This window comes from Chlorobium sp., assembly GCF_036528655.1.
Classification (GTDB): domain Bacteria; phylum Bacteroidota; class Chlorobiia; order Chlorobiales; family Chlorobiaceae; genus Chlorobium.
The window spans coordinates 321,028-333,423 of sequence record NZ_JAIGND010000006.1 but is presented as its reverse complement, the minus strand read 5'-3'; the positions used below and the strand labels follow the sequence as shown (position 1 = coordinate 333,423).

General features: G+C 41.2%; 10 protein-coding genes and 1 pseudogene. 4 read left to right on the top strand and 7 right to left on the bottom strand.

All coding sequences use genetic code 11. The annotated features are described in order from the left end of the window. From K4305_RS03635 to K4305_RS03620, 4 genes are all read left to right on the top strand, one after another. The coding region (locus tag K4305_RS03635; RefSeq protein WP_442880421.1) for an LpxL/LpxP family acyltransferase at positions 1–172 on the top strand (172 nt) is incomplete at its 5' end. A gap of 267 nt (positions 173–439) precedes the next feature. Then, on the top strand, positions 440–1,597 hold the full coding sequence (locus tag K4305_RS03630) for a DegT/DnrJ/EryC1/StrS family aminotransferase (protein WP_331560977.1): 1,158 nt from the start codon (positions 440–442) through the stop codon (positions 1,595–1,597). Continuing rightward, the gene (locus K4305_RS03625) at positions 1,597–2,754 is read left to right on the top strand and encodes a glycosyltransferase (RefSeq protein WP_331560976.1); all 1,158 of its coding nucleotides are present in this window, start codon (positions 1,597–1,599) and stop codon (positions 2,752–2,754) included. Before K4305_RS03630 ends, K4305_RS03625 begins: the two co-directional genes overlap by 1 nt. A 95-nt stretch (positions 2,755–2,849) precedes the next feature. Continuing rightward, complete coding sequence (locus K4305_RS03620) at positions 2,850–3,677, top strand: glycosyltransferase domain-containing protein (protein WP_331560974.1); 828 nt, start codon at positions 2,850–2,852, stop codon at positions 3,675–3,677. Positions 3,678–3,754: 77 nt separating this feature from the next. Here the strand turns inward: K4305_RS03620 and K4305_RS03615 are convergent, their stop codons facing one another. From K4305_RS03615 to K4305_RS03585, 7 genes and pseudogenes are all read right to left on the bottom strand, one after another. After that, a complete protein-coding gene (locus tag K4305_RS03615; protein ID WP_331560973.1) occupies positions 3,755–4,768 on the bottom strand; it encodes a GNAT family N-acetyltransferase in 1,014 nt (337 codons plus the stop codon). A 384-nt stretch (positions 4,769–5,152) separates the two neighbouring features. Next, on the bottom strand, positions 5,153–6,190 hold the full coding sequence (locus tag K4305_RS03610; RefSeq protein ID WP_331560972.1) for a glycosyltransferase: 1,038 nt from the start codon (positions 6,188–6,190) through the stop codon (positions 5,153–5,155). Between the two features lie 63 nt (positions 6,191–6,253). After that, positions 6,254–7,567, bottom strand: coding sequence for a nucleotide sugar dehydrogenase (locus tag K4305_RS03605; RefSeq protein ID WP_331560971.1), 1,314 nt, complete (start codon positions 7,565–7,567; stop codon positions 6,254–6,256). Between the two features lie 11 nt (positions 7,568–7,578). Then, complete coding sequence (locus K4305_RS03600) at positions 7,579–8,580, bottom strand: glucosamine inositolphosphorylceramide transferase family protein (RefSeq protein ID WP_331560970.1); 1,002 nt, start codon at positions 8,578–8,580, stop codon at positions 7,579–7,581. A gap of 638 nt (positions 8,581–9,218) precedes the next feature. Then, positions 9,219–9,604 (bottom strand): annotated as a pseudogene (locus K4305_RS03595) (glycosyltransferase); the annotation flags it as partial. A 998-nt stretch (positions 9,605–10,602) separates the two neighbouring features. Then, the gene (locus K4305_RS03590; protein ID WP_331560969.1) at positions 10,603–11,349 is read right to left on the bottom strand and encodes a 7-cyano-7-deazaguanine synthase; all 747 of its coding nucleotides are present in this window, start codon (positions 11,347–11,349) and stop codon (positions 10,603–10,605) included. After that, entirely contained in the window at positions 11,339–12,355 is a 1,017-nt protein-coding gene (locus tag K4305_RS03585; RefSeq protein WP_331560968.1) for a hypothetical protein, read from the bottom strand. The genes K4305_RS03590 and K4305_RS03585 overlap by 11 nt, the downstream gene beginning before the upstream one ends. Between the last annotated feature and the right edge of the window lie 41 nt (positions 12,356–12,396).

The window sequence follows — 12,396 nt, the reverse complement described above, 5'->3', positions numbered from 1 at the left end:
TGATACCTCTGATCTCTCCTTCAGCAAAGCGGATACCGCTCTCCTTGCCGCACGCTATACCAGAATGATCGAAGATGAAATTCGACGCCGGCCCGAAGAGTGGTTCTGGCTGCACAACCGGTGGAAGAAGGATGGCAGTGCAGAGCGAGCTTCCCAGAGAAGTTTTCTTTAAGAAACCAGTGTATATAGCATACTTTTAAATTATAAGAAAGAGAAGCTTGTTGCTTGATAGATCATTTTAATTATATAAGTTGAATCTTCATTTTAGGGGAAAGGGGTGTCAAAAGTGAGCTGACGGGGATTCAGTCATGTTTGCTATTGATACAACGGTAGGCGGATTTTATATAATTAATTAAAAAAATCACTACAGATGTGGTTGTTATTGCTCTGTAAAGAGAGTGAGTAATTTAATTCAATTTAAAAGGAATTGCTTTGCAAAATGGCTCGTACAAAAGATAATTTTCTCGTTTTCGGCTCTCCGTTGATTGAAGAAGATGAGATTAACGATGTAATAGCTTGTTTAAAAAGTAGCTGGATTGGTACAGGCCCTCGTGTAAATGAGTTTGAAAAAGCTTTTGCGGATTATAAAAATGTGGAAAATACAGCGGCGGTAAATTCCTGTACTGCAGCATTGCATTTAAGTTTACTTGTCAGTGGTGTCGGTCCCGGGGATGAAGTTATCACAACACCCCTCACATTTTGTGCGACCATAAATGCTATATTACATACAGGAGCAACACCTGTTCTTGCTGATGTTGATAGATATTCGTTTAATATTGATCCGGATAAGATTGAGAATAAAATCACAAAAAGAACAAAGGCAATACTTCCTGTTCATTTTGCAGGACGTCCATGTAATATGGATGCCATTTGCTCGATTGCGAAAAAAAATAATCTTATTGTTATAGAAGACTGCGCGCATGCAATTGAAGCTGAATATAAAAATAAGAAAACGGGGACTTTTGGTGACTTTTCCTGTTTCAGTTTTTATGCTACAAAAAATATCACAACTGGTGAGGGGGGTATGGTTGTTACAAAATCTTATAAGGATTTGCAGAGGATTAAAACTCTTTCGTTGCATGGTATGAGTGCGGACGCCTGGGGACGATATGGTGATGATGGTTATAAGCATTATAAGGTCGTGGAATGTGGGTACAAATATAATATGATGGATTTGCAAGCCGCAATAGGTATTCATCAAATCAAAAAAATTGACGAATATTGGGAGCGGCGGAGAATTCTTTGGAAAAGATACACAGATGAACTTGCTGGTTTGCCAATCGAATTGCCATCTCCGATTCAGGAACACGAAAAGCATGCGTTTCATCTTTATACTATTTTGGTAAATGAAAAGATTTCTGGTGTTGGACGGGATGAACTGATAAATTTTTTGACTCGCAATGAAATTGGTGTTGGCGTTCATTATATAAGTATTCCGGATCATCCGTATTACCAAAAAATAATGAAATGGAATCCTTTTGATTATCCAAATGCCAAATTAATAGGAGATAGTACAATTAGCTTGCCAATATCTCCAAAACTTTCGGATGGTGATGTTGAGGATGTTATTTGTACGCTGAAAAAAAGATTTAAATAATGGATTTTATGGATCCAAAAATTCTTCATATATCTCGGATATGGCTTCCTTTGACGCATACCTGGCTGTTTAATCTGATCAGTCAGTCTCAAATGCAGATGCCAAATGTATCAGTCGTGTGCGAGCTTAGAGAAAATATCGAATATTTTTCGATTAAGAATCTTTACAGCTTTGATAATCAAAATGCATTGCTGAGAAGAATCGATCAAAAAATCAGGAAAATTGGCTTCAGGAAACATCTTCATTTTTATGTTAAAACAGGTCGAGCTTTAAAAGCGGATATCATTCACTCTCATTTTGGTAATGAGGGGTGGAAAGACATGGGTGTTCCGCATAAGGTAAAGGCAAAACATGTTGTGACGTTTTACGGGCGTGATGTCAACTGTTTGCCTTCTTCTAATCCCAAGTGGGTCGATAGATACAGTCAGCTTTTTAAGAAAACTGATATTGTTTTGTGTGAAGGTCCATTCATGGCAGCCTCGCTCATAAAACTCGGCTGTCCTGCTGAAAAAGTTGTTATTCAAAGAATAGGGATCAATCTGAGTGAGTTTCCATTTATTCCAAGAAAATTTGATATTGATAAGCCAATCAGAATTCTTATTGCTGCTTCATTCAGGGAAAAGAAAGGCATCCCCTATGCTATTAGTGCAGTGGGAATGGCAAGTCAGCACTATAATGTAGAATTGACTATTATTGGCGATGCGCCGGATTCTGATGTGGAGAAGAAAAAAATTATGCAGGTATTACAAGTAAATAGTCTTTTTAAAAAAACAAAACTGCTTGGATATTTGTCGCATGACGCAATGATAAAAGAAAGTTATAATCATCATGTATTTATACAGTCAAGTATTACGGCAAGTGATGGTGATACGGAAGGTGGTGCTCCTGTAAGTATTATAGAGATGATGGCCACCGGTATGCCGGTAATCAGTTCGTATCATTGTGATATACCAGACATTATACCTGCTGAATTTCATCATTGTTTGCTTGCTCCGGAAAGAGATGCGGAGGCACTTTTTAATTGTATAAAGTTTCTTGTAGAGCATCATGGTGATGTTGGGAATATTGTGTTTAAGTTGAGAGAGCATGTAGAGTCTCGGCATAATGTTGTATTGCAAGCATCAAGATTGAAGGCTATTTACCAGGAGCTTTTATAGTAGAAATATTGTTTGCAAATATATCGGTATTTTTTACTCTTTTTGATTTATTGAAGAAATGATTAGAGCTACACCGAAACGATTTCGCTATGGGGATGAGTAAAAATAAAATTATTTACACCTGTATTACCGGTGATTATGATGAGTTGTTAAATCATACTTTTATCAGTTCTGACTGGGATTATGTCTGTTTTTCTGATAACATGGGTATTAAAAATAAAAAAAACTCTCAATGGATTATTAGACCGTTGTTTTTTGATAAGCTGGATAATGTCAGAAATCAGCGATGGCACAAGATTCATCCTCACATATTGTTTCCTGAGTATGAAGTAAGTCTTTGGGTTGATGGAAATGTTGATATTCTAAATAGTAAGATATTTTCTGATATTGAAATGGCACTAAAAAAAAATTATTTGATATCTTGTGCCATACACCCAGACAGGAAATGTATTTATGAAGAATTTGAGGTTTGTAGGGAAAGGAATAAGGATGATATTGCACTTATAAATAAGCAGGAGTATCTGATAAGGAAAGATGGGTATCCGCGAAAAAAGGGTTTGTTTGAAACGGGCATAACTCTCAGAAGGCACTCTCAACCATTGGTTATTAAGATTATGGATGACTGGTGGTTTTGGATTGAAACGTATTCAAGGAGAGATCAGCTCAGTTTGACCTTTGTTCTCTGGAAGCATAACTATAAAGCTGGACTATTATCTCCTGTTCCATACAGGTATAGCAAAGATATAAGGTTTCGATATGATCGTTATCATATAACGAAAGAAGAGCTGATTAAACAAAAAGAAGAGCTTGAAGCAGAGGTAAAAAGGTTTAAAGATTCTCTGTGTTGGCGAGTAATCAAGCCTTTTCATAAGATTAAAAAATCAGTAACAAAAAGATTGTATCGTTTGAAAAAGAGATATTAGTATTGATGATGCATTTTATAATTTAAGTGTGCTTTCGCAGCTGTAATCAAGACGACTATAGGTAAATGAAATGTCCTTTATGAAGTCAATTGATATTTTACTGCCTTAATTAGTTTTGAAGCATTGTTCGTTGCTTTTACAAGCCGGGATTCGCTGACATAAATGCTACAAGATCTCAACTCACAACCAAAACTATTTTTAAACGATTTAACGCCATCATGTTCTCCGCTTGGGTTGAAGTCAAACCAGAGATAATTATTATTACATGCATCTTTAATAATATCATGCATTAAAAGATTTACCGGGCGCATGTAAAAATAATCTGATACAGCAGCTCCATGCCAATAAACAACATGTGTGGACGAATAAAAACATAGCGCACCTGCTATTACAAATTCATCATGCCGTGCAAGCCAAAGTTTTATATGTGATGAGTTGCGCAGAAAAATTGTTTCAAAAAGATACCATGAGTAAATTGATGAGGCTTTTTCTCCCCAACGGCTCAAAGAATCTTCATACGTTCGGAAATAGCTTTTCCAGTCATCAATAGTTTTGGCAACACTGATCTCAATCCCGGCCCTGCGTGCTTTGCGTGCAGCTGATGCATGTCCCTTCGTCCAGCGATTATAGATATCTTCAAAACCGACAGATAAATCCAGAGTATGTGTTTCATCCTCTGTTAGACAAAAATTTTCGATAGGGAACAAAACCTTTTCATAAGGATTAAAACGCCACGTCAAATCAGGATAACGCTTTGCAATAAAATTTATCAACAATGCCTGTTTACGTTGATCAAGTGAGGCGTTCGATAGCCATCCGCCAAATGTTCCTGCTGGCGATGAAATATGTTTCTTCACCAGCCAGGCATAAATATATTTTTTTATTTTCTGTTTGCTGAACGGCAAAATAATCTCTGTTCCATCAGAAAGCTCTATTGCCAATGGGTCGGGGCTAATCTTCCCTTTACTGTAATCCGCCCATATCTCTGCCCATTCTCTGCTGTGGAAATAGGTTGAAAACGGACAGTTACACCAGGCATCATCCCATTCATCCGATGATGGAACCCATGTTTTAATAATTTTTAACGGCATTCCTTTAGTGGTATGTTATGTGGGGTTAATGCCAGCTGATCTTGAAATATTGGTACGTTAGGAGATTCTTTAAGCCGAGGTGATGCCAATTGTTCCACCAGTTTATTTGCAAACCGGATGTCATGTAGCTTTTTTAATAGCTGAACGGCGAAGGGCGACAACCGACTCCGTAGGATTTTTCATAGCATAACCGGTGGCTTGCTGAAACACTTTTTCAGATGCGTTGTAAAGTGCGCTCGCTCTGGTGATGTTGGCCTCATGACTAAATATAATGCAACCGAATAAAAATTATTTTTACCAGCGAGGTGCTTTGGTGGTAAGCAACCGGCTTATTGCAAAGTCAAGGTGGTTTTTTTGCCAATATGAAGCAAGCAGGTCTGATTATTATCTGTTTCCGGGAATTTGAACGATTTGCTTGTAATGCTTGTGCAGGATGGTTGCCATCTGTTCCTGCACCTGCTGACGTTCATAGGCTGTGAGGAAGTGCTTAAGGCTCGTTTCTCCCATGTCGAGTCGGAGTTGCTGGCTGGAAACGAGCGATTCGAATGCTGTTTCCCATTCAGCTTCGGTACTTGCCAGAAATCCGCTTTTTCCGTTGAGCACGGCATATAGATTCGCTCCTACCGCAGATGCTACTACTGGTTTTCCGTGGGCCATGTACTGAAGCAGTTTGAAGGCGCATTTGCCACGGCTCCACTCGTCGTCCTCCAGCGGCATGATGCCGACATCGATAGCGTCGAGCCATGCGTTTTCACCCTCTTTCGACCATTTGACGAACTCCCATTTCGTTTTAAGCCCTTCCGGCGCTTTTCCGCTCATGACCGAAAAACGGACCGAGGGGTAGCGCTGCTGTATCGCCGATGCAGCATGGTCGATCATTGAGAGGAAATAGAGGTTTCCGCTGTTTCCGATCCAGCCGATGGTGAGCGTTTGTCCATTTTTTGCAGTCGGCGATTGTTCGGGAAGCTTGGAGTATGATGTCGGGATAATGAATGTATTGACAGGATTGAAACTGCGGGCATAGTTCGCCAGAATGGGGCTACCGGCAAAGATGATCGACGATTTTTTCAACGTGGTGTTCAGTCGCCGGATTATCTGCTTTGAGCCAGGCTGGGTCGGTTTTGGTTTTCTCTTCAGATAGCTTTCAATGGCGTAAAGCGCGTCGTCATAGTCGTAGATTAGCCGGGTATTTCTGGCGATGATCGAGATGAAGATAGGCGCGAGTGGTTTGCGCTGCAACCAGACATAATCGTATTTGCCGCTTCGCAGCGCAATCGAGAGTTTTTCAGGATAGCTTTTGCTGGTGATGCGAAGTGGCTGCATATCGATGCCGTACTTCTTCCAGTAGGGAAGGAACTGCTCGACGCGGTAACGGTAACTGGCCTGATTTTCGGCAATGTGCAGACATAGTATCCTGATCATGAAATGAGGTTGTGGTCTTGTTGCGAAGAGATATATTTATTCAGAAAACTGACAAGTTGGAGTTTATAATCTGCCGTCTATATCAGAAGTTCTGAGCACTCCTTTGACGTCATACACCACGGATTTGTTGGTCGAGCAGAGTGAACGGATATTCAGTTCGAGGAAAACCTTGTGTGCTACCGCAAGGATAATCGCATCGTAACCTGTATCGACGGGAGACTCGATGCAGTCAAGGCCATATTCATCCCGTAATTCTGCCGGATTGGCCCAGGGATCGAAAATATGCACATCAGCGTTGTAATGGCGCAGCTCGCTGATGATATCGACTGCTCTGGTGTTGCGGATGTCCGGACAGTTTTCCTTGAAAGTGATGCCGAGCATGAGTATTTTCGATCCTTTGACCCTGAGATCTTTGGCGATCATCAGTTTTACCACCTCAGAAGCGACATATCTGCCCATGTTGTCGTTCAGTCGACGTCCAGCCAGAATGATTTCGGGGTGGTATCCATATTCCTGAGCCTTCTGTGCCAGATAATATGGGTCGACGCCGATGCAATGGCCGCCTACCAGCCCTGGTCTGAAAGGAAGAAAGTTCCATTTGGTGCCTGCTGCTTCAAGCACGTCGAGGGTGTCGATGCCCATGCGGTTGAAGATCATTGCCAGCTCGTTGACGAAAGCGATGTTGATGTCACGCTGAGAATTTTCGATGACCTTGGCAGCTTCGGCGACCTTGATCGACGGTGCGAGGTGCGTTCCTGCCTCTATGACAGAACGGTAAAGCGTGTCGATCGTTTCTGCCGCATGAGGGTTGGAGCCGGAAGTGATCTTTTTGATTTTTGTCACCGTATGAAGCTTGTCGCCCGGATTGATGCGTTCGGGAGAATAGCCTACTGAAAAGTCTTTGTTCATTTTCAGACCCGAAATCCGTTCCAGAACAGGAACGCAGTCCTCCTCCGTTGCTCCGGGATAGACGGTCGATTCGTAGATGACAATGTCTCCGCGTTTCAGTACGTTACCAACGCTTTGACTTGCGCTTACAAGCGGCGTGAGATCTGGTCGGTTGTGTCTGTCTGTCGGGGTGGGGACGGTGACAATATAGATCGTTGCTTCCGTTAGGTCCTGCAGATCGGCGGTGACATACAATCCCTTGTTACGGGTTGTGAACGGGTTTGTCGTCAGGGTACAATCGCGAAGGGAGGCTTCTTCTGTTTCAAGCGTGGAGTCGTATCCATTTCGTAGTTCTTCGATCCTGTGCTGCTTGATGTCGAAGCCGACGACAGGATAGTGTTTTGCAAACTCGACGGCCAGAGGCAGGCCGACGTAGCCGAGCCCGATAATTGCAAGCCGGAGATCAGGTAAGGCATTAATTGTTTGCATGTTCTTTTTCTTCATGGGTTAACGATAGGCGTCGTATCATTTTCCTTTGTGACTGTGCGATGTTCAAGCCCGTCAACGAAGGCAATCCACCTTCCATCCGGCATTCTGTGGGGGTCTACCGTGTGCATTCCCAGGTTATTCCATGAGTCGTTTCCTGCCTGCACTACCGGGGTTTCGGAGGCAGGTTCCTCGCGATAGCTTGCAGGAGTGAGCTCAGTGATCCTGAATCCCCACGCTTTGCTGCCGTATCGCGGGACTCCGTCCTGTGTGTAACGGTAGAGTACTTCGTCAGCTTTTACAATTCGTCCTCCAGGCCTGGCAAAATGATCGCTGCCTTGTACTATCGGGCTTTTTGGATGCTCTTTCCAGGGGCCTGTAATGTTTTCAGCAACAAAGAGGTGAAGATTGTTGGCTTTTCTTTTGTAACTGAAAAGATACCAGTAACCATTATGGAATACGACTGAGGGGTCGAGAAGCGGAACCTGTTTTTTGTTTCCTTTCAGAAGTACAGCTGCAAGTTCCCACCGCTCCGGAAATACGAGGGCTTTGTAAAGGCGTATGGCATTCGATTTGGCGCATTCCGGCAGCATGTAGGTTGTCCCTTCATGCTTGAATACATATGGATAGGAGAGGTGGAATTTTTCTTTCAGGACAACGCCGGTGTATTTCCATGTTTTGAGATCCTCACTTATGGCATGTCCTATTTCTCCGACTTGTCTTTTGCTGTTGAGGAGTTCAAAAAAGAGATGGTATCTGCCTTCATGAATCGTCATGAACGGATCTGCGACAAAGCGAGCTTTTGGATCGGTCACGTCATGAGCTGTCAGGATCGGATTGGTTATGCCTGAAGCGGGAGCGAGCGTGATTGGATCAGGGCCTTCATAGATGCCGATAGACCAGATTTGGTTTTCCCTGCGCTTTGTTTTCAGATGTAGCCGTTTCAATCTGTAATTGACAAGCCACCCGAGAGCAAGCAACAGAGCAAAGAGTGTGAGGATCACTTCAGGAGCCATTGGCCGATGGCATGTTTCGTCAGTATTGATTTCAGGGGACTTTTCCTGAGAGTTATTGCGCTCCCAGATTGCTTCATTGTTGGAAGCTCGGATGTGGTGTACAATCCTGTTTCTGTGCTTTTCCGCATTTCAATACTCGCTCACCAGTGTGGTGGAGTTTGAATCATTGATAGCTCTAAACACATTTCAGAGGTTCCTTTCAGTTTTCAATGTAGCTGATTTTAAGGTTGTTTCCCAAAATTCCCAACTGAGGGATGTGTGATCCGGCAGGATCGAACAGGTGGCCCGGATTTCGATGATTTCTCTATTGATGCCCTGTGACTGACGTAATCGATGATGCGGAAACCGTTATAACCATACAGTATGGTACGCTACGTTTTCCTTTGAAATTAGCCTGCTGGAATTTGCCATCAATAGGACCACTCTCCATCAAATTTGTTCCTCCTGATGGAGTTGATAAGATAATGTTTATTTGTGCCTGGTTGCTTTGATTTCTTTGCAGAATGTCACGAATTACTGTTCTATCCGGGTTGCTGAATATTTTTCCGATACACTGCTTTAGGCCGCTTTTACACAATCATTTGCCGCCATTCCGGATCAATGTAGAGTTTTATGAAGTGATTTGCAAGGGCTTCGTCGTCACCGTACTCGAAGAGGAGGCCGTTATGGCCGTCGGTTATGATTTCGGTGACGCCTCCTCCGGCAAAGAAGCTGACAGGCGCGTTTCCAAGGTACATTGCTTCAAGAAGGGCGATTGAGAGTCCCTCACTTTCTGAGGTTATGGCGAATACATCGCTTTTTGCCAGACGGGATATGGATCGGAGATAAATCCTCGAAGCTGGACTTGCTCACCGATGCCCAGTTTACCGATAAGCTGTTCGAGCCTGGTTCTCTCGTTTCCTTCTCCAAGGATCTGCAGCCGTTCTTCTATGCCGGGCCTCAGGATGAGGAAGCGCGCAAATCCGCGCAGCAGCAGATCATGGCTTTTGTTTCTATCAAAACGTCCTATCGTCGTAATCACCATCATTGTTCCGCATTTCTGTGGGGGTGATATGCGGTACCTGTCAAGCATTGTTGAATTGATTCCACGGTAAAGTACCTTGATATTCCGTTCGGAAATGAGCCCGTCAGAGGTCACTATTTCCCTGATTTGCCAAGCGTTGACGATCATACCGTCTGCCAGTGATCGGTAAACGAGCGTGTTTAAACAGTTGTTTTTCAGCTCGCGTCGTGCCCCGATCCAGACGATATTGATGATTCCGCAAATACGGCTGACTACGCCCACGATGGCTTAATCCTTGCGTTTAGAAGGAATGATGACGTCGAAATGATGTTTTCTGAATATGGCCACCAAGTATGCGATCGTATAGAGGTCGCCCTCGAAGAGGAATGGCAGACGATATTTTTTATACGAAAAATGGTTTCCGATATCTTCATTGCGATAGGAGAGTACTACCCGATGCCTGTTTCAGAGAATATCAGCTGTAATAACAATCGATTGTTCGTTTCGCCCCAGCCTCGATTGGCGGAATTAAGGAAAAGGATATTCATTTTGTGAACGAGTGTTTCGTCGGGACAAAATGATATAGTGCTAAAAGTACAGATTTTGTTCTATATACGGATCAATTACTTGGAAATCATCAAATATGTTTATTACTGCGGTTATTAAAGGACTCAGTCCTTCTCATACCGGATACCTGGGTGATTAAATAGTTATTCATCCTTTTTCGGTGTTTACTGCAGATGCCTCAAATGCAAAATGGTCTTTTTCTGAATCGTATATTATGTGCGTGCAACACAAAATTGCTTCCAGGGAATGCGAGATTTTAATCGTCATTAAATTCTGGGAAGAACCCGTTGTTCAGATATTCATTGGAACTCAATTCAGGTAAAAGGCAGGCAAACTGAAATCTTCGATCTTGTCTCTGTGTTTTTCAAACCAATCATTGAGGGGCTTGGAATTATGAGGTTTGAGTCGTTTGCATAATAATTAGCGATCACGGTCTTATAATTTTCAAATATCTATTTATTTATATTCACTCTCGATTTTATGAGTTTGTGATGTTTTTTAATGTGATAGCGAATCAATCCCAATTTCGGTACACGATAAGCAAAACCTTCTTCTATTGCATCAACGCAAGGGCTGCACATGCCGCATGGTTTGTCATAAATAGGGTTATGACAGAACCAGGTCAACCCCATAATGTTTTCGTAACTGTGTTTTTTTGCATCGGCAAGCATTTCAATTTTTGTGATATTGAATACAGGAAAGCTGAAGTTATTGAATAAATGAAGGTCATGATCTGGACATTCTACAGATAAAACAGTATTGCCGGATATTGTTGTCAGGTGTTGTCCAAGATAGAAGAAAAAAGGATCTCGTTGTCTGAAGTTATTTTTTTCAACTGCAATTTCTATTTGGGATAGATTATTTGTTATTGCATATGATGCCAGCCACTCAAATTGTCTGCCTATATGATGTACTGAAGAGATATTTCTAAATCTGGTACTTGTCTCTGTGTCGATAATTATATCGGATTTGTCGATATATTTTGTCGGTAATATATGCTTGTGATGCGCTGGATATTTTTCTGATAATGCGGTTTTAATTTTATCCATTGCTTTAAGTTCGTAACGAATCGATTTTCTGGTATAATCCAAAATATAGAAGGTTTGAACAGTATAGCCAGATCTTATTAGCTCGCATAATCTGTATGTTGAATCCCAACCTCCCGACCAGAAAAGGTCTGCCTTTTTATTATCTGTCATGAACTTGAATTTGCTTCAATGTTATTTTGCTGTTTTTAATTAAAAAATACCGATTTTCACTAATGTCTCCAAGCGATGAAAAATTTTTTTCCATAATTTGTGCGTGAAAAATAGCGCATGCAAGCTTATTTTTGTTTATATGAATAATAAAGGGATTCTTTATAAGAAAAGATATAGTGCTTTCTGTGATTTTGAATGGAATGATAAGGAGATGGCTTTTGTTGGAGCTTTTTATGGTGAGAGGCCACTTTTTCTTGAAATTAAGAACTCCGTCATTGAGAAAACTTCGTGTGTTTCCTAAATTCAAATCTTTATGTCCAAGTTTGTGAAGATACTTGGACGAGAAATAATAAGTGGCAAAAATTGCTCCTGTATTCCAGTATGCTGTATTGCCATTTTTTAATCCATTTCGCCATAATATAGGAGTTTTGTTGTCTTCCTGTATAATCAGAACACCTGAAATGCTTTCGTTTCCCATCTCTATAAGTAATAACGAGCACTCCTTTTTATCGATTTTATTCTGTATTGTTTTAAAATCTAATGTGATGGCTTTTTCATTATGACGAGATTGCATATAAGGTATAAGCATTTCATGGTAAAAATTTATAATTTCTTCGATGTCTGTGGTTATTCTATAGCCGAGTCGATATTTATGGATTTTTCTTATGTCGCTTTTTATTGATTTTGTTGACTCATCAAGTGGGAGATCTGTCTTGCTTTTAATCCATATTGGAGTAGAGAAATACTTTTTATGGTGACTTTTTTTAAATAGATCCCCGATGGCCTCAATGAATAGAATATCAATATTTTCTTTGTTTATAAAATATAAAGTAAATAGTTCTGTTTTTGTTTTATTTTGGTAGAATATTTCTTTATGAATTCTTCTGAAAATGAGTTCTGTGATATATTTCTTTGTTGATTCTTCTCCAATATATAATATGCATATATTTGCCCCACATTCTTTTTCTGTGCCCGATATAAGCCAGGCATTGAGCTTTTTAAGCATTGATTTAATCGGGTTTGAAGAGGATGAAAAAAATATGGGAA

Bases quoted from the DNA above. Each gene is read 5' to 3' on its own strand.
- K4305_RS03585 (WP_331560968.1), bottom strand. From the start codon at position 12,355: ATGCTTAAAAAGCTCAATGCCTGGCTTATATCGGGCACAGAAAAAGAA.
- K4305_RS03630 (WP_331560977.1), top strand. From the start codon at position 440: ATGGCTCGTACAAAAGATAATTTTCTCGTTTTCGGCTCTCCGTTGATT.
- K4305_RS03600 (WP_331560970.1), bottom strand. From the start codon at position 8,580: ATGGCTCCTGAAGTGATCCTCACACTCTTTGCTCTGTTGCTTGCTCTC.
- K4305_RS03625 (WP_331560976.1), top strand. From the start codon at position 1,597: ATGGATTTTATGGATCCAAAAATTCTTCATATATCTCGGATATGGCTT.
- K4305_RS03605 (WP_331560971.1), bottom strand. From the start codon at position 7,567: ATGCAAACAATTAATGCCTTACCTGATCTCCGGCTTGCAATTATCGGG.
- K4305_RS03590 (WP_331560969.1), bottom strand. From the start codon at position 11,349: ATGACAGATAATAAAAAGGCAGACCTTTTCTGGTCGGGAGGTTGGGAT.
- K4305_RS03610 (WP_331560972.1), bottom strand. From the start codon at position 6,190: ATGATCAGGATACTATGTCTGCACATTGCCGAAAATCAGGCCAGTTAC.
- K4305_RS03615 (WP_331560973.1), bottom strand. From the start codon at position 4,768: ATGCCGTTAAAAATTATTAAAACATGGGTTCCATCATCGGATGAATGG.
- K4305_RS03620 (WP_331560974.1), top strand. From the start codon at position 2,850: ATGAGTAAAAATAAAATTATTTACACCTGTATTACCGGTGATTATGAT.